The sequence below is a fragment of the Pseudomonas sp. CCC3.1 genome (genome assembly GCF_034347405.1).
GTDB lineage: Bacteria > Pseudomonadota > Gammaproteobacteria > Pseudomonadales > Pseudomonadaceae > Aquipseudomonas.
In genome coordinates this window covers 4,770,117-4,791,792 of record NZ_CP133778.1, presented here as the reverse complement: position 1 = coordinate 4,791,792, position 21,676 = coordinate 4,770,117, and the positions used below count along the sequence as shown (strand labels likewise).

Genomic DNA, 21,676 nt, shown 5'->3' with positions numbered 1-21,676 from the left:
GGTATCAGGCTAGCAGAGGGCGCGCAGTTTAGCGGTTGAGGTGCTTTATTAGGTTAAAAAAGCGCTGGCGGCTTTTTCTGTTGATGCGTGTTCCGTTCTGGATATTGAGAAAAAAACCCGCTCCATTGCAATGCTGTTCACTTAAAAGCAACGCTACTCACGTGTGGGAACGAGCGAGCCCTAATGCCAGTCAGTTAAGCAAACGCTGTTGTAAATACAGCGAGAAACCTGTGGGAGCCTGGCTTGCCAGCGATGCAGGCGATGCGGTTTTTCTGTGAAGCCGCGTCGATACCATCGCGGGCAAGCCCGCTCCCACAGGGATGTGCATTAGGGTCAGATCACCTGTGTCATGTTGAGGTCCCGCAGGTCGTGAACAAGGTCCCTCAGTGAGTCATAGCGTTTCAGGTGTAGGGTGGGCCAACTTTCGCGATCGATAAATATCTGGCCGCCTGGGTCAGTCTGCAAAGGGGTGTGAATGATTTCGTGGTTACTGGCGCGATGGATTATTTGCGCGCCTTGCGGGGTTGCACTGTCCAGGCGAAAAACGCCAGGGCTCTTCAGGCGGTCATTGGTTTGAGCGTGGGTGAGTGCCGGCAGGTCGGGTTTTGTGCCTTGAATGTCAACTTGCAACCAGTAGTCATTTTTCAAGAATTGATAATTCAGCGCGTCGGGCAAGAACACCCCAATGTTCTGGCGCAACCCTTGGCTCGTGCCAGGAGACGAGTCTGAAACCCTCAGGCCAATCACCCCCTCGAGCTCAGCGACCCCCGGGATGCCTTCAAATCGGTTGGCATGTGAGTTACCCGTCAAGGCGACCCATTTGCTGCCCCCGATTTTTTCCTGATGGGCGCGAATGATCTGCGTGGCGAAATAGCTGAACATTTCATAGCGGGCGAGGCGGGCTGAGGGAATTTCGTTCCCTTGTGGGTCAAGCCGGATGCCCTTGTTGTTGTAACTGGCCATGCAATCGATGGCGATCACTTCAACACCCTGGCGCTTGGCTTCTCTTACCAGTTGGCTGTAAGTGTAGGGGCTGCTGGTATCTAATCGATGGCCAGCGTCTTGTGCTTTAAGGAACTCGTCCAGGACGATAGGCATCTTTCCGCTTTTAAAGTAATCGTCCAGCAGTGACTGATGCAGATCGGATTGCAGGTGTTCCAAATAGAGAACTTTCACGTCTTGTTTAGCGAGGGTTTTCAATTGAGTGATCAGGATTTTTTTCCCGGACAAATGGGAGTGTGTCTCACCCAGTACGATGCCTCGTGAGTGCTCAAACAGTCGCCCAAAAATATCTTCAAGGCTTGCTTTGGCCGGTATTGCAGGGCAAGTCACACGCGGCCTTGCAGAGATGGCCCTCAAGTGCGCGCGAGCATCCGCCAATAACTTGTATCTAAAGTCTGAAAAGTAAACTTTGAGTCCATCAAGTTCAGGGCTGCGGAACGTTGAGGTGGGGTGGAGAAAGCCAGGCAGCTTATTGATAAGCCCACTTATTTTGGCTCTGTGTTCGGTGGGTAGGTCATAAGCGCTATAGCTGACGGCGGGAGCGTCGTCCGGCAGGAGCGCGGGATCACGTATCAGGGGGTCCCAGCGCTTGATGTTGTCGGCCAGGCGATGCTTGATTTCCCAATGGCCGGCACGGCGTCGAACTTTATAACTCGCGGAGGCGCCACTGCTGGAGCCGGACGGCAACTGCAAGTACCAATTGCGGCCCAGCCAACCGCTGTAAACCTCAAATACCAGGCCACCTTGCTGGATGTAGCGCATGTTGTTGACGCGATAGATGCCGTGCTCATCAGGTGTGTGGGAGGTGAGATCGACGCCGCTGACCTGCGCCCTTTCGATAACCCGCTCAATGCCGGATTTGTGTTTCAGCAACGGCGTTGCCGGATCGACATCCCATATCCCGGTCGAGAGTTCGCGCAAGGGCGTGCTGTAGGTCGCGTCGGGTTTTCGGTCATCCAGTGCGCGCCAGAACTCATCCAGATTGTCGTACTGGCTGCGGTAGAGCTGACCCCGCCCGTCTTTGATGTAATGGGTTGCCTGGCCGCCGCCTGCGGGGGTTGATTCATACACCCCGGTGCTGAATTCATCGCCTGTGCGCACCTTGAGCGAGGCGCCTGGAGGTGTGCTCACGGCCCCCGAACTCAGCGAAGGCGTTGGCTGGGGGATGCGCAGGCGTATTGCGTTGCGGAAAATAGCCGAGCCGGTGAAGTCCGAGGCTGCGTCAGTCAGGTGGGTGATGGACTCCATGAATTGCAGCAGTGCTTCGTGTTTTTCATCACGTTGCAGGGCGTCGATGCCTTGAAACACCTGATAGATGAAGCGCGCCAGCACGATGGGCAGCAACACGCGTGTCGGCAAGACAAACGACACGATATCAATGGCTGTCAGGGCTGTTTCTTTGGCGGTATTGAGGTTGCTCTCCCAGGTAGAGGTCGATTGTTCATCGGCATCGTGGATGGCATGCAAGGCCTCTGTGTCGTAGGAAGCTTCGAACAGGTTGTAAGTGATGGCCTGGAGTTGCAGGTTTGAGTCGGTCAGGCCTTGCTCCAGCAAAGGTCTGATATACGCCTGTTGCGCTGGTGTCACCCGGCGCAACACGTAGGTTCGCCACACCTGCTGTGACAGCATCCTGGCCAGCTCATTGCGTGAGTTGGCGATCAGGAACCAGCGCTTTCCAGGGGCGTCGGGGGTATAGCACAGCAACTCCAGTGAAGCAGTCGAGCTGAATACCAGCACGCCCGGCAAGGGTTTGTAACGCATCATCAGGAGGTGGGCTTTGACTTGCTCGCCGTTGAGCCGAGGGCGCGTACTCTCGACGGGGTGGTCCAGTGCGGTTTTGACCCACGCGGCTTGATCGGCGCTCAACACCCCGGACAACGTGGCCTCCAGCAGATCCAGTCGCAACTGTGCGTGTTTAAACGCGACGTAGCGTTCTTTGCGCCAGTGGGCTTGTTTGGAGTTGATGAGCAGCGCGTTGAGCTTCTTTTTGTAGTTTTCGCCAATGTCCAACTGACGCACCAAGGCTTTTACGTAGTCGGTGGTCAGAACAGGGTGGGTGTTGCCCGCGCCGTCCTTGATCCGGGCGGTCAGGGCGAAGGTCACATCCCAGATGCCGACATTGGCCAGGGCCAGTTCGCTCAGGCTGCGGCGCGTCGTGTGAAAGCTGATCGTTGGTCCGGTCCGGTCCACGCTGAACCCGGCTGCAAATCCGGAGCCACTGATCGGGTTGATCAATGGCCCGGTGCGCACGGCCTCTGTGATTGAGACAAATATCGCGTCTGGATCAATGTCGATGCCGTGATCTTTTTTGATCTGTTGTTTGAGTTGCAGGCGGGCATAGCCCAGCAGCGTCTGTTTTTGGCCTATTTCACTCAGAGGCTCCGCGTCGGGTGTTACAGCCGCAAGTCGTTCGTAGTTCAAACGCTCGACATTGAGCCGCCATTGAGTCTTGTCCTCGTCAGATGCTTCTTTCAGCCAGTCAGGAAGCTGACGTTCTACCAACCGGGTATAGCGGTTGAGCGCAATATTTGCTGGGGACAATGGCAGGCTTGTGTCCAGGGACTGGTCAACACATTCAGACAGTTGATCAAAAGAGGTGTCTTGCTTGAGGCTGCGGGCTACTGACCAGGCATGGCGCATGTCGCGCTGTTGTTTGTCGATCAGTTGTGCGCTGTAGAACGTGGCGACGTCAGTGTCGGCAACCGGCGTGTAGTCCACGTGCTCATGGGTCATGGCGCGCACACGTTCTTGCGCCAGCGCACAGTCGAGCAGCCGTTCGCGTTGATAAGGGTCTTTGAGGCGTGCACTCAACTCCTGGGAAAGCGCGGTGAGCGAATCGTAGGTTTCCAGGCCATTATTGGGCGTGTAAAGCACCACCGGGCGCGGCGTAGCGTCTTGAACGATGTGGTTGTCGTGAGGCGCGGTGGACGCTCTTGGCAGATGTTTGGTGGTGATGACAAACACCCCGTGCAGAGCCGTTGCGGCCTGCTCGGGATGGCCATTGAGGGTTACGGTGTAAACGCCGTAGGCACTCGGCGTCGAGGGTGGCATGGGCGAAGTGCCCGTGCCAAACACTTGCTCGACAAGTTCCTTGCCAGTGGGGCTGAAGGTGATGTCTGCGTGCCGGACGCGGGCTTCGGTCAGGATCAGGTTGTGGGTAAATTGCGATAACCAGTGAGTGGGCGTTTGCCCGTTTAGATCGTGATGCGGCACTTGCCAGAAGTCCTTCAAGGCATCTCTCACACACAACTCAGGGGTGCGGGTGACAAACTCAAGGTATTTCTCAAGCTCAGGCGCAGTGATTTCTACGGCGAGGTCTTCGTCGTCCAGCGTGTAGGCATAGTTGTAAACGCGGGTTGCGCCTTGTACGAAAGTCGGTACTTGCCCGGTGAGGTAGCACTCATCTATCAGGGCGGTCAGTTGCTGGCTGGCGATGGTCGGAGACTGGCCAGGCTCTGCCGGCGCTTCCTGACTGATAAATAGAAAGTCAGTGCAGGCATCTTCGGGCAGCCGTGGGAAAAACACCCGTAAACGATGATCCAGCGATAGATCCAGGTTGGGGCATGCCTGGATGAGCGATCGCCATTGCGACGCTGCGTTCTTGAGTATGTCGAGATTTTCGAGGTGCGTGGGCATAGGGTTTTCCTGTCAATGACGCGTACGTCGGAGTGCTGACAGGGAATCGCAAAGTGTTCGTGCGTTGGGCTTACATATTGCTAGCCGTTGAAAATTATTGGCGTTCAAAGGCAGTGGTAAGGTATGGCAAATCGCGCGGGGGTCATTCCTGACGTCTTACGCTATAATCCCGCTCTTTAGTTGTTTCTCGCGGTGCGAGGAACACACCATTTTTTCAGGCGCCCGCCGCCTGCCTGCATTCAAAAGAGGCCCCACCTGTGGCATTGACGATTCTTGGCCTGTCCGGCGCCCTTAGCCATGATCCCTCAGCAGCCCTCTATATCGACGGCAAGCTGGTAGCGGCGGCAGAAGAAGAGCGCTTCGTACGCGATAAGCATGCAAAGAACCGCATGCCTTACGAATCCGCAAAATTCTGCCTTGAGCAAGCGGGCATCAAACCCTCTGACGTGGATGTGGTGGCGATTCCGTTCGCCCCGATCAGCTTGTTCGGCAAGGCGCGCTGGCACTACGCCAAACGCTATTGGTACGCCCCGGATCGCGCCCTTGATGCGATTCTGATGGGCAACCGTCGCTACAAGCGCTATCGCAACAAAATCGTGTTCTGCCTTGAGCAACTGGGTTTCGACCCGAAGAAAATCAAGATCGAACCGGTTGAGCACCACTTGGCTCACGCCTCCAGCGCTTACCACTGCTCGGGTTTCAAAGAAAAAACCGCGATCCTGGGTATCGACGGCAAGGGCGAGTACGCCACGACCTTCTTCGGTTATGGCGAAAACGGCAAGATCACCAAGATCAAGGAATTCTTCGACCCGGACTCCCTCGGCGGCCTGTATGGCGCGATTACCGAGTTCCTCGGTTTCGAGATGCTCGACGGCGAATTCAAGGTGATGGGCATGGCGCCGTACGGCGACGCCAGCAAATACGATTTCTCGCGTCTGGCTTCGTTTGAAAACGGCGAATTGGTGATCAACACCGAATACGCCAACGTCATCGGCCTGCGTCGCTATAAAGAGAAGGGCAAAGGCTTTTACTTCTCGCCAAAGCTGATCGAGTGGCTGGGACCAAAGCGCGAAGGCGATATCGCCGACGAGCCGTACATCCACTACGCGGCCAGCATGCAAGCGCTGTTTGAAAAACTGTCCTTGCAGATGATCGACTACTACTTGGGCGACATTCTCAAGGAAACCGGCAAAATCGCTTTCGCCGGTGGCTGCGCGTTGAACGTGAAGCTGAACCAGAAAATCATCGCTCGCCCTGAAGTCAAAGAGTTGTTCGTGCAACCTGCGTCCGGCGATGCCGGCACCGCGGTGGGTGCGGCCGCTTATGTATCCCACGCACGCGGTGTGCCAGTCGAGAAGATGGAACACGTCTACCTCGGCCCTGCGTACAGCAACGAAGACGTGATCGCGGCGTGTGCCCGTCACCCTGGAAAGCCCGCGTACCGCAAGATCGAAGGCACGCCAGAGAAGATCGCCAAGATCATGGTTGATGGCAATCCAGTGGCCTGGTTCCAGGGTCGCATGGAGTTCGGCCCGCGTGCCTTGGGCGGTCGTTCGATCATCGGTTGCCCGAGCAGCGCTGGCGTGGCTGACCGCATCAACGAACAAATCAAGTTCCGCGAGCGCTGGAGGCCTTTCTGCCCGTCGATGCTCGACACCGTGGGCCCGCAGATGATCAAGGTCGATCACCCTGCACCGTTCATGACCTTCACCTTTGAAGTGGCTGAAGAGTGGAAAACCCGCGTGCCAGAGGTTGTGCATGAAGACGGCACCTCGCGCGCGCAGGTGCTCAAGCGCGAATACAACCCGCGCTACTACGACATGATGAAAGCCCTCGAAGTGCTGACCGGCAACGGCGTGTCGCTGAACACCTCGCTCAACCGTCGTGGCGAACCCATGGTCTGCTCGCCGACTGACGCCCTGAACATGTTCTTCGGTTCTGATTTGCAGTACCTGATCATGGAAGACATTTTGGTGGTCAAAGAAGGCGCGGAGCGTTATGAATCGCTCGACTGAGCGTCATGTGCTGCAGTTCTGCCACGGCTATGACGGGCCGTTTCTGGACTGCGCGCGCCAGTACGCCAGCCTGTTCGCCAGCAGCGGGTATCGGGTAACCACGGTCTTTCTGACCGGGGCAGCCGACCCTGAAGTGGCGGCAGGCTGTGCGTCGGACGAAGTGCTGTTTATGGAGTTCAGCTCCAAGGCCATTCGTGGCCTGAAGCTGGGCGCCATCGCCAAGCTGCGTAAAATCGCCGCCTCGCGCACGTTCAGTTTTTGCATCGCCCACCGCTTCAAGCCGATTTATATCGCCCTGTTGGCCACCGGTTTGCCGGTGATCGGCGTGCATCACGCATTTGGCGACTATCAACGTCGCAGCCGCAAACTGTTCGCCCATCTGTTTCGCAAGCGCCTGAGCCTGCTCGGTGTTTCCGATGCGGTGCGCGACGACATGCGCAAATGCCTGCCCAAATGGCCGACGGGGCGCATCAGCACGCTGTACAACCGCATCGATATCGACGCCGTGCAAGCCAGCCAACTGCCAGGCACCCAGGCGCGTGAAGCGCTGGGGTTGTCGGTGGATGGCTTTATTGTCGGTAACGTCGGGCGCCTGCACCCGGACAAGGACCAGGCCACGTTGATTCAGGGCTTCGCCAAAGCCCTGCCTGATCTGCCGACTGATAGCCAGTTGGTGATTCTGGGCAAGGGCCGCCTGGAGCAAGACCTCAAAGAGCTGGCCCGCGAACTCGGCATTGCCGAGCAGGTGAAGTTTTTGGGCCAAGTGCCCGATGCGCGTCGTTATTTCCGCGCGTTTGATGTGTTTGCCCTCAGCTCCGATCACGAGCCGTTTGGCATGGTTTTGCTGGAGGCCATGGCCGCTGGCGTTCCATTGCTGGCCACGGCTTGCGGCGGGGCCAAGGAAGTGGTTGAAGGTGTCGGCATTCTGTTCCCGCTGGGCGATGCCGAACACTTGGCCCAAGGCATCAAACATTTGGCAGTGCTCAGTGATGAGCAGCGCCGGGCGTGTGCGGACTTGATGCTGGCGCGCCTGCATGAACGCTTTAGCGATCAAGCCGTGCACGACCGGTTCTGGCAATTGCCGCAAGTCACCGACCTGACTGCGGGGGCCTGATGTTCAATTTTTTCCAAGGCTGGCGTGAGCGCGGCTGGGACGTTGTCGACGCGGGTACTTATGCCGATGCCTGGCAGCGTTTTGGTGGCAGCGTCGCGACTCATCCTATGGTGGTTGAGCGTTTGGCTCAATTGGCCGGCATTCCGGTGCGCTATCTGGCCTGGGAGCAAAACGGTGAACTGAAAGCCGCGATCCCGACCTGGGGCCGCGACTTGGCCTTGTCCAAGGACGTGCTCAAGCGTCACGGCAAAAAAGGCCTGTTCGATCTGGGCAATGCAGAGATCATTCTGCCCGCGGCGGCGGAGGCCAACGTGCCTTTGCGCCATCGTGGCCGCTACCTTTCGGTGCTCAATGAAGGGCGTTTCAGCACGCTGATCGCGCAAACCGAACAGCTGGCCATGGCCCGCACCCCTGAAGAACTGTCGAAGAAATTCCGCTACAACCAGCGCCGCGAATTGCGTTTGCTGGAAGAAGCGGGCGGTGTCGTGCGCCCGGTGACGGATTTTTCCAGCACTGAGCTGGCGGCTATCTACTGCGATTTGTTCATGCGCCGCTGGGGCTTCGTGGCCACGGGGGCCGAGCATATGGCCGAAGTGGTTGAGCTGTTGCGTGAACTGTTGATCGGGTCAGTAATCTTTCTTAACGACTCGCCTATTGCAATTCAGTTGGTGTACCGAGTTGAATCGCCCGAATGGATCAGCGTTGAGTACGTTAACGGCGGTGTTGACCCTCAGACCCGTGATTTCAGCCCCGGTAGCGTATTGAGCTTCCTCAATACTCAGTCGGCCTGGGAGCAGGCTCGCGGTGTCAACAAGCCGTTGCGTTTCTCGTTTGGCCGCGCTGATCGCGAATACAAAGAGCGTTGGTGCAACCCGGTGCCGGTGTTCAGGGTGTAGCCGCAAATCTAGTGGAAGCGAGCAAGCCCGCTCCCACAGGGGATCACATACAAGAGCCAATTCATGAGCCGCAAACAGCAACTCCTCAAGCGCCATCGGCGCAACAAGCGAATGGGCTTGCTGATCGGCCTGCTGGTGCTGATTGCCAGCGGTGTGTTACTGGCCTGGTGGTTGCCGCTGGTGCTGGCAGTGCTGGGCTGGGTGGCCCATGAAGCGTGGTTCGCTGACCATCTGTTTTACTCGCCTCAAGACGACTACCAATACACCTTCGGGCCAGACGGCGAACGTTTTGGCCTGCACCTTGAGGGTGAGCGTCTGGTGCTTGATCAGCCGCTGAACCTTGCGGGTGGTGAAACCCTGGTCTTGGCCATCAAGGTCAACAGTCGCGGGCTGGGGCGCTTTCTCGACCCGAGCGTTCAACTGCTGGGCGGCGAGCAATCAGACCTGCAAACCTTCGAGCGCGGGGTCAACGGGCTGCGCTATCTGAACCTCAGTGAGCAAGCGGGTGTATTGAGCCGTGGCGAGTTACGCCTCAAAGGGCGTTGTTGCCGCGTGCAAGGCCAGCCTGAACTGTGGGTGTTTCGCCAGCCCGATTACCGCGAGCAGCGGGTGATGGTGATAGCGCCCCACGCAGACGATGCCGAACTGGCTGCTTTTGGCTTGTACAGCCAAGCCAAAGAAGCGTGGGTCGTGACCCTGACTGCGGGCGAGATTGAGGCTGAGCACTATCAGCAGATGGGCCTTGAGCGCGCCGAAGCGGCGAGACTGAAGGGGCGTCTGCGGGCATGGGACAGCGTGGCGGTGCCGCGCTGGGCCGGTGTGCCGCAAGCGCATTGCGCACAGTTGGGCTACTTCTGCCTGCAACTGCCCGCAATGCAGGCCGCGCCGGATCAGCCGATGGCGTCACGCGAGGCAGACGTAAGTGATATCCGGCTCTTTCGTCAACTCAATCCGTTTCCGATGCCCGGTGATAGCGATGGGGCACCGACCTGGAATAACCTGCTGGCGGATTTGCGGGCCTTGATCCTGCGCGCGCGCCCTGAAGTCATTGTGTTGCCGCATCCGACCCTTGACCCGCACCCCGACCATATCTGCGCGCAAGCTGCTGTGCTTGAAGCATTGCAAGGGCTGGAATGGCAGCCGACGACCTTGCTGGGTTACGCCAACCACCTGCATGACAATGATCGCTGGCCCATGGGCAACAGCGGCGACGGGATTGCCCTGCCGCCGGTCTTTGATGCCTCGCTCAGCTTGTACCCGTGCAGCCTGCCATTGACCCTTGATCAGCAGCGCGACAAGGCGATGGCGCTGGGCATGATGCATGACTTGCAACCCCGTGCCGCGCTCAAACGCAGACTGCGTCGGTCGATTCAGGTGCTACTCGCAGGCAGAAAGCCATCGCCTTATGGCGAGAATGAATATTTTCGTAAAGCAGTTCGACGGCATGAACTGTTCTGGCGTCTTGAGGCGCCGCAAGGAAAATCATGAAAGTTCTATTTCTAGTACAGAAAGAGCAGCGAGCCATTCTGGATCGCCTGTATGACGGCATCGCTGCGAACTGCGAGTGTGATATTCGCTGGCTGAGCAGCGATGAACAACGCAACTTGCGCGGGTATTTCCGACGCGAAGTGGACGTCGCGCGCTATGACCGCATTGTGTTTTTCTTGCGCTTCAAACAGGAAATCCGTCAGGTCAGCTTTATTCGCACCGTGCCCAACCTGGTGATTCTTGAGCACGATGCCTATCAGAACTACATCGAGTGCAAGTACACCGGTCTATTCAGTGCGCACTACCGCCAACTGCCGTGGGCGCGGGTGATCAGTTCCGGCTTTATGGTCACGCAACGTTTGCGCGATGAGGGGTTTGACGCGGTGTTCGTGCCCAAGGGCTACGACCAGACGCTGTTGCATGATCTGGGCCGTGAGCGCGACATTGAGCTGGCATTTGTCGGCAGCACCAACAGCGTGGCTTACAGCGGCCGTAAAGCCTTGCTCGATGAGCTGGCCAGTGTAGAGCCGCTGGTGGTCACGCGCACCAAGTCCGGTGATGACTACCGCGATACCTTGAACCGCATTCGCTTCTTTGTGAGCGCGGATGTGGGCATGGGCGAATACATGATCAAAAACTTCGAAGCCATGGCCTGTGGTTGCGTGCTGCTGGCCTTTGATCAGGGCGAGGCAGAAAACCGAGCATTGGGCTTTGAAGACATGCATAACATCGTTTTTTATCGTGATATTCCCGAACTACAGAAAAAACTGACACGTTTGCGTAATGATTCGCAACTAGCTGCCGATATTGCCCTTCGTGGTCGTGATCTGGCGGTGTCACAGTACAGCTTCGGTCGAATTGGCCAGCGGATTGTTGAAGAGCTACAACCGGCACTACGTCCTCATCCACCCCTGTCCTGGGTAGATCGAGTTCGATTGAAACTGGGTATCTGAGACGACCTGGGATCAATCGCGGTGATACACCCCAAAGGACTGAATCTAACAATGAGAGGAGGCGAACCGTGCGGTTCTGCCAAGAAAGTGACATTACCCTGGTTGTGACCAGTTGCGGCCGTCTTGACTTGCTCAAGCTGACGCTCGACAGCTTTGACCGGTTTAACACAGCGTCCATCCGCGAAGTCTTTATCACCGAAGACTCCGGCGACGAGGCCGTGCGCGCGGCGATTCCGCCCCACTGGCTTGAGCACTGCACTGTTTTCGTCAATAAACCGAAACTGGGGCAGTTGGCTTCGATTGATCTGGCCTACTCAAAAGTCAGCACACCGTACATTTTCCATTGCGAAGACGATTGGGAGTTTTATCGCCCGGGCTTTGTCGAAGACTCAAGAACCATTCTGGAACTCAAACCAGAAATCTTGCAGGTCTGGTTACGCAGCTATGCTCATGACTTGCGGATTCACAGCCCTTACCTACATTACGGTGAGCGTGAAGTGATCGGGGGGGTTGCCTGCTATCCGGTACTGTCGGATAAACCGGACTGGCAGAGCTTTTCTCTTAACCCTGGATTACGCCGTTACAAAGAATATTTGTTGTGCGCGCCCTATAGCGGGCATGGTGGCGAAAAAGCGCTGTCCAAGCGCTATGCCGAGCTTAATTTGCAGGCAGTTGCACTAGAGGCTGACGCGGTATTGCATACAGGTTTCGGCAATCATGTCGAAGTGCCAGAAGAGCGTCAGCGCAAGCTGCGACGTGGTCGCCGAGAGCGGATAAAGCTGTTTATTTCTTTGTTGCTGGGAGTGTTGATTGGCGTTCTTATCAGTTAGCGGGTGCGGGTTTGAATCGTGATGAGTGAACGACAATGAAGCGTGGGATGAGCATCATTAATGTGATGTGGTCGGGCGATTCACCCTATGCATCTGTACACAAGGTTCACCGGCAAGTCCTGTCCCAGGCGCCGTCCGGGGCTCCTGTTAAAACCTGGCTGTTGCAACACGAGGCCCCGGCTTGCTTGAGCGAGCTTGGGGGTGTTAAAGCCTGGAATTTGTCGTCGCGCTTTTTGAAAGGGCGTGGAATCTGGGTGTTTTCTCGTCCCTTGCGTAACCGTTTTTTTCGTAACGCGCTGCTCGAAAATGATGCCCAAGTGGTGCTGCTTGACGGTTTGGGCGTGGCGCGTGTGCTGTTGCCTGCATTACATGGATTGCCGCAAGTGCGTGCAGTGGTGATCTTTCACGGTTCAACCCGGCTGCAATGCAAGGATCTCTGTCTTTTCCGCAAGCTCTCGCCTGAGCAACTGACCCTGTGCGCTGTGTCGCAAACTCTCGCTGATTCGATCGCGGCGGACGTCAAGTTGCCGGTCCTTACCTTGAGCAGCATGCTGGATCCGCAAAAGTCTCAGCAACAATTGTTGTCACGTGAGCAGGCGCGCCAGCAATTGGATCTTCCTGTGCAGAGCCAGCAGGTGTTCGGCGCTGTCGGGCGACTGGTCGACTCCAAAGGCTTCGACACGTTGCTGAAGGCCTTTGCGCAAAACCTCAAAACCCACCCAGATGGTCTGCTGATGATTATCGGTGAAGGCCCCCGGCGTTCGTCCCTGGAATCACAAATCAATGCCCTCGGGTTGCAAGGCAAAGTGCTGCTGCCGGGCCATGTGAACAACGTGGCCAGCCTGTATCGGGCGTTTGACTGGGTGTTGATTCCCTCACAAGCAGAGGGGTTGGGGTTGGTCGTACAAGAAGCGGTGATCGCGGGTGTACCGGTGCTGGCGAGCGATTTGCCCGTATTTTATGAACAGCTGGGGGATGGGGGCTCTTACGTGCCGGTCAATGACGTCTCGGCCTGGGCCAAGGCGATTGACGCCTGTTCGTCTCTTGCGGCGGCTGATGTCGCTGCGCGCCAATACGCAGGGCTTGATCCGGAGCACGCCTGGTTGCGCTTTAAACAGGCATGTTCCGGCGTGTTTTAAGCCTGTTGAAAGGCGTTTTGCAGGGCCTGTACCGGGAACTTGTCGCTCAGGTTCTCGCGCTGGATGTAGCGCAAAAAGTGCTGAAGGTTACGTTGCACCAGCTTTTTAGACAGCGGAGCCTTAAAAAAGCGCATATCGGCTACGTCAATCAAACCCCACTGATTCTCTGGGGTTACCACGATGTTGCCCAAGTGCAGGGAACGGAAGTAAATGCCATCAGCGTGCAAGCGGCGGATCAACTCGATAAGCTTCGGCAGGTTTTCTTGCCAGTCAAACCCGTTTTTCTCTGCGATCTGACGCAGTGTTTCACCTGGCAACGGGCGATACAGCACCGCCGTCATGCCTGGTTTTTCCAAGCGATAGAACGCCAGTACCTTGAGTGTCGGGACTCCGAGTTTTTCAAGTTGAGCAGCGTTATCGATGAACCGCTTCGAATAAGGGCGCAGCAAGGCAGATGACAGGAGGCGCTTGCGACGAAACAGTTTCACTATGTTCCCGTCTTTCAGCAGGTAGACTTTTGCGCCATAGCTGTCTGCTTCAAGCGTTTTAGCGCCTTCAATCATTTGATTTAAAGCGGCTTGTGTAAGCCGTGAACATTGCATCGTAGAACCCTTGCGAGCAGTCAGACACACAATGATGCCGAAAAAGTGGCGTTTTAACCATTCCAGGTTGTCTGGGTGGTTGAATTAGGAGTGGGATGATGTACGAAAGCCGTTGGGCTCAAGCCCTTATGACGTGCGGTGTGTTGTGGTTCATGCTGGCAATTGCCTTTGCTCCCACGAACAAAATCTACCAACAGGGCCTGGTGTTGTTTACCTGGGTTCCGACACTGCTTGTTGCGTGGTCTGCGCGCTCGATATTAGGCCAGGTTTGGCAGGCGCAGCGGGCGCTTTGCCTGTCACTTGTCGGTTTGGCGGTGTGGGCCGTTGTCAGCTTGAGTTGGAGCGGTGAGCCACTGAGCCAGGCTAAACAGTTGGTTTATATCGCACTGTTTGTTGTGTCATTCCCGATTCTGGCCAATGGCCGCCCTGAACGCATCGTGCGTTTGATGCAATGGGGCGGACTCGGATTGGCAGTCATGGCGTTAGTCGCCATTGTTAATTTCTATCTCGTCAAAGGACATGCCTGGTCGGGGCGTCTGGAGGGGCTGGGCGAGTTGGCTCATCCTATTTTGGGTGCCTATGCGATCGGTGTGGCCGGCATCTGGATGCTGCACTGGGTGCCTCAAGGGCGTTGGGCGCAATTGCTTTGGCTGGTTGCGCTTGGGTTTCTGGGCTGCTTTGTCGTCATGACCCAAAGCCGTGGCGCGGCAGTGGCGCTGTTGCTGACCGTTCTGGCCATGCCGATCTGGCGCCGCGACCGACGCACCTTGGCGATTTCAGCCATTGCATTGCTTGGCGCTGCAGTGGTGTTTTGGTACATGCAGGCGTTGATGCTTGCACGCGGTGCTTCGTATCGGCCGGAGCTGTTTATGGCTAGCCTGCATATGATTGAAGCGCACCCATGGCTTGGCCTGGGGTTTGAGGCGCCGTTTAACGTAAAGGCCGTTGGGCTGACCTTTGATCACTCGCACAATCTGTTTACCAGTGTGGCGATCAGTTTGGGCCTGCCTGGGTTGCTGCTCTGGTCGGTTGCCTGGTTTTCGGTGCTGGTTTATGGCTGGCGCGCCCGGGCGAACGTGTTGGGCCAAGCGGTCATCGGCATGTGGGTGTTTTCGACGCTGGCCATGCAGTTTGACGCGGCCAGCCTGCTGGATACCCCGCGTGCAGAATGGTTTATCACCTGGCTACCGATTGCCGTGGCGACTCTTTTGTCGTTCAAGCCGGCGTGTCGTGAAGCCTGTGATAAAATTTCGCGTTTTCCTTAAATCAGTGAGCTCTACGATGAGTGATTCACCGTCCGAAGCGGAACAGAGTTCAAGCCTGAAAGTCTACTTCCGGCTTTTGAGTTATGTGAAGCCCTACATCGGCCTTTTCCTGCTGAGTATTGTCGGCTTCCTTATTTTCGCTTCGACCCAACCAATGCTGGGTTACATCCTCAAGTATTTCGTCGATGGCCTGTCCAATCCCGATGCGGTGTTGTTTCCAAATGTGCCTTACCTGCGTGATATGCGCCTGTTACAGGCCGTACCGCTGCTGATCGTTTTGATCGCCGCATGGCAGGGGCTGGGCTCCTTCCTGGGTAACTACTTCCTGGCCAAAGTATCGCTGGGGCTGGTCCACGATCTGCGCGTGCAGCTGTTTAATAACCTGCTGGTACTGCCTAACCGTTACTTCGACAAGCACAACACGGGTCGTCTGATTTCGCGCATCACCTTTAACGTGACCATGGTCACTGGCGCTGCCACTGATGCGATCAAGGTCGTGATTCGTGAAGGCATGACCGTGGTGTTCCTGTTTGCGTCCTTGCTGTGGATGAACTGGCGCCTGACGTTGGTGATGATCGCCATCCTGCCGTTGATCGCCGTCATGGTGAGCACGGCCAGCAAGAAATTTCGCAAGCAAAGCAAGAAAATTCAGGCGGCCATGGGCGATGTGACTCACGTGGCTTCCGAAACCATTCAGGGGTATCGAGTGGTTCGCAGCTTCGGCGGCGAAACCTATGAGCGCGAGCGCTTTTTGAAGGCCAGCCAGAGCAACACTGACAAACAACTGCGCATGACCCGTACCGGGGCGATCTACACCCCGATGCTGCAACTGGTCATCTACGTGGCCATGGGCATTTTGATGTTCCTGGTGCTGTACCTGCGCGGCGATGCGTCGGCGGGCGACATGATTGCCTACATCACCCTGGCGGGCCTGCTGCCCAAGCCGATTCGCCAGCTGTCTGAAGTCAGCTCGACGATCCAGAAGGGCGTAGCGGGGGCCGAAAGCATCTTTGAGCAATTGGACGAGCCACAGGAAGTCGACACGGGCACCGTTGAGCGCGACCACGTTAGCGGCCGTCTAGAAGTGCGTAACCTGAACTTCACCTACCCGGACACTGATCGTCAGGTACTCAAGGACGTGACGTTCTCGGTTGAACCGGGGCAGATGGTGGCACTCGTTGGACGTTCCGGCAGCGGCAAATCGACGCTGGCGAACCTGATCCCGCGCTTCTATCACCACACCTCGGGCGAAATTCTGCTCGACGGGGTTGAGATCGAAGACTATCGCTTGCTCAACCTGCGCCGCCATATCGCGCAAGTGACCCAGAACGTGACCTTGTTCAGCGACACCGTCGCCAACAACATTGCCTACGGTGATCTGGCCGGTGCACCGCGTGCCGATATCGAAAAAGCTGCGCGTGCTGCCTACGCCATGGACTTTATCGAGCAACTGCCACAAGGCCTGGATACTCAGGTTGGCGAGAACGGCGTGCTGTTGTCCGGTGGTCAGCGTCAGCGTCTGGCGATTGCCCGTGCCTTGCTCAAGAACGCGCCGTTGCTGATCCTGGATGAGGCGACTTCAGCGCTCGACACCGAGTCTGAGCGTCATATCCAGGCCGCTCTCGATCATGTGATGCAAGGCCGTACCACGCTGGTGATTGCGCACCGTCTTTCGACCATCGAAAAAGCCGACATGATTCTGGTCATGGACCAGGGCCAGATCGTTGAACGTGGCACTCACAATGAGTTGTTGGCTCAAAACGGCTACTACGCCCGCTTGCACTCGATGGGCCTCGATGCCCCGTCGGCTTCTGGCGACATCGCCTAAAGCTGGCTGAGAACCCTGTGGGAACCTGGCTTGCCAGCGATGCAGTCGATGCGGTTTTTCTGTTAAACCGCATCGATACCCTCGCGGGCAAACCCGCTCCCACAACGGTTTGAAGTTGCTTTACTGACGCCACGTATACCGTGCGTCGGGTTATGCAAGCCATCGCTGATTCTCATTCCTGCGATTAACGCCGTGAACTGACCTGCGTTCACCCTGTGTTAATATCGCGCCCCTGTTCATTTTGTATGTGGGTTCTCCATGAAGTTGTCCATGCCGCGATTCGATCAAGCCCCTGTCTTGGTGGTAGGCGATGTCATGCTCGACCGTTACTGGCATGGCGGAACCTCACGGATTTCCCCTGAGGCGCCAGTGCCGGTGGTCAAGGTCGAGCAAATTGAAGACCGTCCGGGCGGTGCAGCCAACGTTGCACTGAACATTGCGGCCCTTGGCGCGCCAGCCTCGCTGGTGGGTGTCACCGGCGACGATGAAGCTGCCGACAGTCTGGCCAATAGCTTGAAAGGCGCGGGTGTACGCGCCATTTTCCAGCGCATCGCGCACCAGCCAACCATCGTCAAGCTGCGGGTCATGAGCCGTCACCAGCAACTGCTGCGTATCGACTTTGAAGAGCCGTTTGCGACCGACGCTTTGGCGTTGGGTGCGCAAGTCGACAGCTTACTCGACGGCATTAAAGTGCTGGTGCTGTCTGACTACGGCAAAGGCGCGTTGAAAAATCACCAGGTATTGATCCAGGCCGCTCGCGCCCGGGGTATTCCGGTGCTGGCTGATCCTAAAGGCAAAGACTTTTCGATTTACCGGGGTGCGAGTCTGATCACTCCGAATCTCAGCGAGTTCGAAACCATTGTCGGTGGCTGCAGCGACGAGGCTGATCTAGTGGCCAAAGGCGCCAAGCTGATGGCTGATCTTGAGTTGGGAGCCTTGCTGGTCACCCGTGGTGAACACGGCATGACCTTGCTGCGTCCGGGCTTTGCGGCCATGCACTTGCCTGCTCGCGCCCGTGAAGTCTTTGACGTTACCGGTGCTGGCGATACGGTCATCTCGACCCTGGCCGCAGCCATTGCTGCCGGTGAAGAACTGCCGCACGCCGTAGCACTGGCCAATCTGGCGGCCGGTATTGTGGTGGGCAAGTTGGGTACGGCGGCCATCAGCGCGCCAGAACTGCGCCGGGCCATCCAGCGTTCGGAAGGCTCCGAGCGCGGTGTATTGACCCTTGATCAACTGTTGTTGGCCATCGACGATGCGCGGGCTCACAACGAGAAAATCGTCTTCACCAATGGTTGCTTCGACATCTTGCACGCCGGGCACGTGACCTACCTGGAGCAGGCGCGGGCGCAGGGTGATCGTCTGATCGTTGCGGTTAACGATGACGCCTCTGTGAGCCGTCTTAAAGGGCCGGGTCGCCCGATCAACAGCGTTGACCGGCGCATGGCTGTACTGGCTGGCTTGGGCGCTGTGGACTGGGTGATCAGCTTCCCGGAAGCCACCCCGGAAAACTTGTTGGCCCAGGTCAAGCCGGACGTGCTGGTCAAAGGCGGCGATTACGGGATCGACCAAGTGGTCGGTGCCGACATCGTGGCCTCGTATGGCGGGACGGTGAAAGTGTTGGGGCTGGTTGAAAACAGCTCAACCACGGCGATCGTTGAGAAAATCCGCGGCCAATAACAAACGCTGACCCTGTAGGAGCGAGCTTGCCTCGCGATCTTTTAGATAAAAAGATCGCGAGGCAAGCTCGCTCCTACAAGGGATTTGTGTGCAGCCCGGTACGCACAACGCCGCCTTACTTCTTCACTACCTTCCTGAATATCTGCCGCGCCTTGCTGGTCAGGCGCTTGAGCCTCGACTCCTTGCCCGGCGCGCTTAAACCTTGCTGCTTGAGCCAGTCCTTCCAGCGAATGCGTTCTTCACTGACCACCCAGCCTTCCTGAGGCGCAAAACTTTCAGCCAGATATAACCCTCGGGTGCTGGCCGGTTTCAGCTGACCCTTCGTCAAGGTATACAACTCGGCGCAGGGTTTGCCATCGGTCAGCGGCATCAGGTACAGGTCCGGGCGCTTTCGATTCAAGCGGGCCACCAGTTGATCACCTTCCAAGCGTTCTTCGACATGAAACAGGCTCAGCGACTTGGCTTCTTTGGGCACCTCAAGGCGCAAGTCGTAAATCAGTTGCAGGGACGCGGTCGGTAAATGGACGTAAGCCCGTGGACGCTCCAGCAAAGGCTGGCTGGCGCACCGCACAGGCCGTGCTGCGCCCGATAACGGGGTCAGGCGAAAGGGCAGGGCTTCGCGGTAATGCAGCGCGCTGGCGTAAGGCGCCGGCAGCCACGTCTCGTTGAAACGCCCGCTGAGCCAACCTTCCGGGGTTTCCAGCAGGCATTCTTCAGCCACTTCCTGAACGGCCGTGTGCAGCGGCAAGTTGACCTCATGCGCTGGCACATAGCCCGAGATCAGCTTGAGCACGACATCGCCTCGATCCTGACGCCGCTGGCGCACTAATACCCAGTAATCGCGGCCTTGCCAGGTCAGTGTCAGGCGCACCGACACCCCCAGGTTGGCCAACTCCACGGCGAAGCGTTCAGTGTCGGCGACACTCACCAGGCGGCGCTTGCTCAGGGTTTGCGAGAAGTTAAGCGGCATGCCGACGCTTTGATAGCTCAAGCCTTCAGGCGTGGCCTCGACATACAACGGCAGGGTTTTGAAGTCGCTGGGGTTCTTGCGGATCAGCATTCGCGGCATGTCGGCTCCTTCTTGCGTCGGGGTCGGCCGATTCGGCGGCTTTAGGCGTTACGCAGAACCTGCGCAACGGTCGCCACGTTATGGGCCAAGTGCAGCGGATTGATGGTGCCGACAATAGCACTGGCAACCCCGTGATGGCCAAACACCAGTTCGAAGCTGGCGCGCACCGGATCGACCCCGGGCTTGAGGCACACATGGCCGCTGGCCAGGGCTTTTTTCACCAGAATCGCCTTGCCGTGAGCGGCAGCGTAGTCAATCACCGGCTTTTCGGCCTGCTCGTTGAGGTTGTAAGTGACCATCGCGCAGTCGCCGTTTTCCAAGGCTTTAAGGCCGCCCTCGACGGTTTTGCCCGAGAGCCCGAAACCGCGAATCTTGCCCTCGCGTTTCAGCTCGGCCAAGGTGGCGTAGACGGCGCTTTCGTTGAGGATCGCAAGGTCATTACCGTCAGAGTGCACCAGCACCAGATCAATGAAGTCTGTTTCTAGACGTTGCAGGCTGCGCTCGACCGAATTTCGGGTGTGTGCGGCGCTGAAGTCGTGGCGCGACACGCCGTTGTCGAACTCTTCGCCGACCTTGCTGACAATCACCCAGTCTTGCCGCTGGCCGCGTAACAGCGGCCCCAGACGCTCTTCGCTGCGTCCATAAGCGGGCGCAGTGTCGATCAGGTTGATCCCCAGATCACGGCTCAGCTTGAGCAGCATTTTGGCTTCGTCATCATCCGGGATCTGAAAACCGCTGGGGTATTTCACCCCTTGGTCGCGGCCCAGCTTCACAGTGCCCAGGCCCAGGGGCGACACCCGCAGGCCGGTATTGCCCAGCGGGCGATGAAAGTCGTGCAGGGTTGCCTGGCTCATGGCAGCAGTTGCTCCCATGCGGTTTGGCCCAGTGGCGGGCGCGGGAACTCAGGCAGCGCAGGCGGGTTGCTCGGCTTGATAGCGTCCTGCTCAAGCGCGGTGATAACCCGGTCGGCGAAGTCCGGCGCCAGCGCCAGCTTGGTTGGCCAGCCCACCAGCAAGCGACCTTGATCTGCGAGGAAGGCATTATCCGGGCGTGTCAGCCCGGACTGCGCGGGCTCGGCACGATTGACCCGCAATGTGGCCCACTGCGCCTGGCTCAGATCAACCCATGGCAGCAAATTGCCCAGTTCTTTTTTAGCCACGGCGATTTGTTCCGCGGGTTCACGGGCTACGCCATCGGCTTCGGCAATGTCACCGCCCAAGTACCACACCCACTCGCCATTCGCGGCCGGGTGTGTGGTGACAGTAATCCGTGGCTTGGGGCCACCGCCCAGGCAGTGCGCGTACAGAGGCTTGAGGCTTGGGCCTTTGACCAGCACCATGTGCAGCGGGCGCAATTGTTGCGCGGGCACGCTGATTCCGGCGCTGGCCAGCAGCTCAGCATTACCGGCTCCGGCGCTGAGCACGATGCGTTGTGCATGAATGTCGCGGCCATCGACCCGCAGGCCAATCAACTCTTGGTTCTCAAACAGCGGCTCGATGTGTTGGCCAGCCAGCAGGCCATCGCCCGCCAACTCGGCCAAACGCTCGATCAGGCTTGGGACATCCACCACCAACTCAGCCAAGCGATACACCTTGCCCTTGAAGCGCGGGTCTTGCAGAGCAGGGGGTAACTGATCGCCCTTGACCTGATCGACTCGACCGCGCACAGCCTTACTGGCAAAAAAGCTGGTCAGATTGCCTGCCAAGGTGCCGGGGGACCACAAATAATGGGCTTCTGAAAGCAGGCGCACGCCGCTTAAATCCAGCTCGCCGTCGCCGGCAAGGGCTTCGCGCCAGCGGCGCGGCATGTCGGCAATGGCTTCAGAGGCGCCAGTCAGTGCACCGTGCAGCGCATACTTGGCGCCGCCGTGAATGATGCCCTGCGACTTCACGGTCTGTGCGCCACCGAGTGATTGGTTCTCGACCAAAATCGTAGAAAAACCCTGACGGCGCAGGCGGGCGTTGAGCCAGAGGCCAGCAACACCAGCGCCGACAATCAGCACGTCGGTGGAAATAACAGATGGCATGGGCGACCTCAGCGTTTAAAGACAAGGCTGAGAGTATACAGCCTGATTTTCAAACTGACGGTGTAGCCGCTGCCGCAGGCTGCGATGCCCCGGTTTTGAATACAGCGAGAAACCTGTGGGAGTCTGGCTTGCC

General features: G+C 57.7%; 15 protein-coding genes. 10 read left to right on the top strand and 5 right to left on the bottom strand.

Annotation, left to right across the window (positions count from 1 at the left end):
• Window positions 1-333: 333 nt before the first annotated feature.
• Window positions 334-4,638, bottom strand: coding sequence for a membrane-targeted effector domain-containing toxin (locus tag RHM56_RS20905; RefSeq protein WP_322235671.1), 4,305 nt, complete (start codon window positions 4,636-4,638; stop codon window positions 334-336).
• Window positions 4,639-4,895: 257 nt separating this feature from the next.
• On the opposite strand from RHM56_RS20905, the gene RHM56_RS20900 reads away from it, so the two are divergent.
• From RHM56_RS20900 to RHM56_RS20870, 7 genes are all read left to right on the top strand, one after another.
• Window positions 4,896-6,653: a carbamoyltransferase gene (locus RHM56_RS20900; protein ID WP_019411468.1), complete on the top strand. Its 1,758-nt coding sequence runs from the start codon at window positions 4,896-4,898 to the stop codon at window positions 6,651-6,653.
• Window positions 6,637-7,767, top strand: coding sequence for a glycosyltransferase (locus RHM56_RS20895; protein ID WP_322235668.1), 1,131 nt, complete (start codon window positions 6,637-6,639; stop codon window positions 7,765-7,767). The genes RHM56_RS20900 and RHM56_RS20895 overlap by 17 nt, the downstream gene beginning before the upstream one ends.
• The gene (locus RHM56_RS20890; protein ID WP_322235666.1) at window positions 7,767-8,663 is read left to right on the top strand and encodes an antimicrobial resistance protein Mig-14; all 897 of its coding nucleotides are present in this window, start codon (window positions 7,767-7,769) and stop codon (window positions 8,661-8,663) included. Before RHM56_RS20895 ends, RHM56_RS20890 begins: the two co-directional genes overlap by 1 nt.
• Window positions 8,664-8,726: 63 nt before the next feature.
• The gene (locus RHM56_RS20885) at window positions 8,727-10,151 is read left to right on the top strand and encodes a PIG-L family deacetylase (protein ID WP_322235664.1); all 1,425 of its coding nucleotides are present in this window, start codon (window positions 8,727-8,729) and stop codon (window positions 10,149-10,151) included.
• Window positions 10,148-11,104, top strand: a complete 957-nt coding sequence (locus RHM56_RS20880) for a glycosyltransferase (RefSeq protein ID WP_322235662.1) — start codon at window positions 10,148-10,150, stop codon at window positions 11,102-11,104. The genes RHM56_RS20885 and RHM56_RS20880 overlap by 4 nt, the downstream gene beginning before the upstream one ends.
• Before the next feature lie 68 nt (window positions 11,105-11,172).
• Window positions 11,173-11,934: a glycosyltransferase family 2 protein gene (locus RHM56_RS20875; RefSeq protein ID WP_322235660.1), complete on the top strand. Its 762-nt coding sequence runs from the start codon at window positions 11,173-11,175 to the stop codon at window positions 11,932-11,934.
• A 47-nt stretch (window positions 11,935-11,981) separates the two neighbouring features.
• Complete coding sequence (locus tag RHM56_RS20870; RefSeq protein ID WP_322235658.1) at window positions 11,982-13,073, top strand: glycosyltransferase; 1,092 nt, start codon at window positions 11,982-11,984, stop codon at window positions 13,071-13,073.
• Here RHM56_RS20870 and RHM56_RS20865 read toward each other — a convergent pair.
• Window positions 13,070-13,675 (bottom strand): toluene tolerance protein, encoded by a 606-nt coding sequence (locus tag RHM56_RS20865; protein ID WP_322235655.1) that lies wholly within the window; start codon window positions 13,673-13,675, stop codon window positions 13,070-13,072. The genes RHM56_RS20870 and RHM56_RS20865 overlap by 4 nt on opposite strands.
• Window positions 13,676-13,773: 98 nt before the next feature.
• Between RHM56_RS20865 and RHM56_RS20860 the strand changes: the two genes are divergently transcribed.
• The 3 genes from RHM56_RS20860 (at window position 13,774) to hldE (ending at window position 18,448) form a co-directional block, all read left to right on the top strand.
• Entirely contained in the window at window positions 13,774-14,940 is a 1,167-nt protein-coding gene (locus tag RHM56_RS20860) for an O-antigen ligase family protein (RefSeq protein ID WP_322241827.1), read from the top strand.
• 16 nt (window positions 14,941-14,956) lie between these two features.
• Complete coding sequence (gene msbA, locus RHM56_RS20855) at window positions 14,957-16,768, top strand: lipid A export permease/ATP-binding protein MsbA (RefSeq protein WP_322235653.1); 1,812 nt, start codon at window positions 14,957-14,959, stop codon at window positions 16,766-16,768.
• Window positions 16,769-17,026: 258 nt separating this feature from the next.
• Window positions 17,027-18,448 carry a bifunctional D-glycero-beta-D-manno-heptose-7-phosphate kinase/D-glycero-beta-D-manno-heptose 1-phosphate adenylyltransferase HldE gene (hldE, locus tag RHM56_RS20850; protein ID WP_322235651.1) on the top strand — a complete coding sequence of 474 codons (1,422 nt, stop codon included), beginning with the start codon at window positions 17,027-17,029 and terminating at the stop codon, window positions 18,446-18,448.
• A 115-nt stretch (window positions 18,449-18,563) separates the two neighbouring features.
• On the opposite strand, the gene RHM56_RS20845 is transcribed toward hldE, so the two are convergent.
• The 3 genes from RHM56_RS20845 to RHM56_RS20835 are packed head-to-tail and all read right to left on the bottom strand — an operon-like array spanning window position 18,564 to window position 21,543.
• The gene (locus RHM56_RS20845) at window positions 18,564-19,517 is read right to left on the bottom strand and encodes a metal ABC transporter ATPase (RefSeq protein ID WP_322235649.1); all 954 of its coding nucleotides are present in this window, start codon (window positions 19,515-19,517) and stop codon (window positions 18,564-18,566) included.
• Between the two features lie 41 nt (window positions 19,518-19,558).
• Entirely contained in the window at window positions 19,559-20,371 is an 813-nt protein-coding gene (locus tag RHM56_RS20840; protein ID WP_322235647.1) for an aldo/keto reductase, read from the bottom strand.
• On the bottom strand, window positions 20,368-21,543 hold the full coding sequence (locus RHM56_RS20835) for an NAD(P)/FAD-dependent oxidoreductase (protein ID WP_322235645.1): 1,176 nt from the start codon (window positions 21,541-21,543) through the stop codon (window positions 20,368-20,370). The genes RHM56_RS20840 and RHM56_RS20835 overlap by 4 nt, the downstream gene beginning before the upstream one ends.
• Window positions 21,544-21,676: the final 133 nt, after the last annotated feature.

Excerpts from the sequence above, each read along its gene's own strand:
- RHM56_RS20905 (WP_322235671.1), bottom strand. The coding sequence starts at position 4,638 with ATGCCCACGCACCTCGAAAATCTCGACATACTCAAGAACGCAGCGTCG.
- RHM56_RS20895 (WP_322235668.1), top strand. The coding sequence starts at position 6,637 with ATGAATCGCTCGACTGAGCGTCATGTGCTGCAGTTCTGCCACGGCTAT.
- RHM56_RS20890 (WP_322235666.1), top strand. The coding sequence starts at position 7,767 with ATGTTCAATTTTTTCCAAGGCTGGCGTGAGCGCGGCTGGGACGTTGTC.
- RHM56_RS20885 (WP_322235664.1), top strand. The coding sequence starts at position 8,727 with ATGAGCCGCAAACAGCAACTCCTCAAGCGCCATCGGCGCAACAAGCGA.
- RHM56_RS20880 (WP_322235662.1), top strand. The coding sequence starts at position 10,148 with ATGAAAGTTCTATTTCTAGTACAGAAAGAGCAGCGAGCCATTCTGGAT.
- RHM56_RS20870 (WP_322235658.1), top strand. The coding sequence starts at position 11,982 with ATGAGCATCATTAATGTGATGTGGTCGGGCGATTCACCCTATGCATCT.
- RHM56_RS20865 (WP_322235655.1), bottom strand. The coding sequence starts at position 13,675 with ATGCAATGTTCACGGCTTACACAAGCCGCTTTAAATCAAATGATTGAA.
- RHM56_RS20860 (WP_322241827.1), top strand. The coding sequence starts at position 13,774 with ATGTACGAAAGCCGTTGGGCTCAAGCCCTTATGACGTGCGGTGTGTTG.
- msbA (WP_322235653.1), top strand. The coding sequence starts at position 14,957 with ATGAGTGATTCACCGTCCGAAGCGGAACAGAGTTCAAGCCTGAAAGTC.
- hldE (WP_322235651.1), top strand. The coding sequence starts at position 17,027 with ATGAAGTTGTCCATGCCGCGATTCGATCAAGCCCCTGTCTTGGTGGTA.
- RHM56_RS20845 (WP_322235649.1), bottom strand. The coding sequence starts at position 19,517 with ATGCCGCGAATGCTGATCCGCAAGAACCCCAGCGACTTCAAAACCCTG.
- RHM56_RS20840 (WP_322235647.1), bottom strand. The coding sequence starts at position 20,371 with ATGAGCCAGGCAACCCTGCACGACTTTCATCGCCCGCTGGGCAATACC.
- RHM56_RS20835 (WP_322235645.1), bottom strand. The coding sequence starts at position 21,543 with ATGCCATCTGTTATTTCCACCGACGTGCTGATTGTCGGCGCTGGTGTT.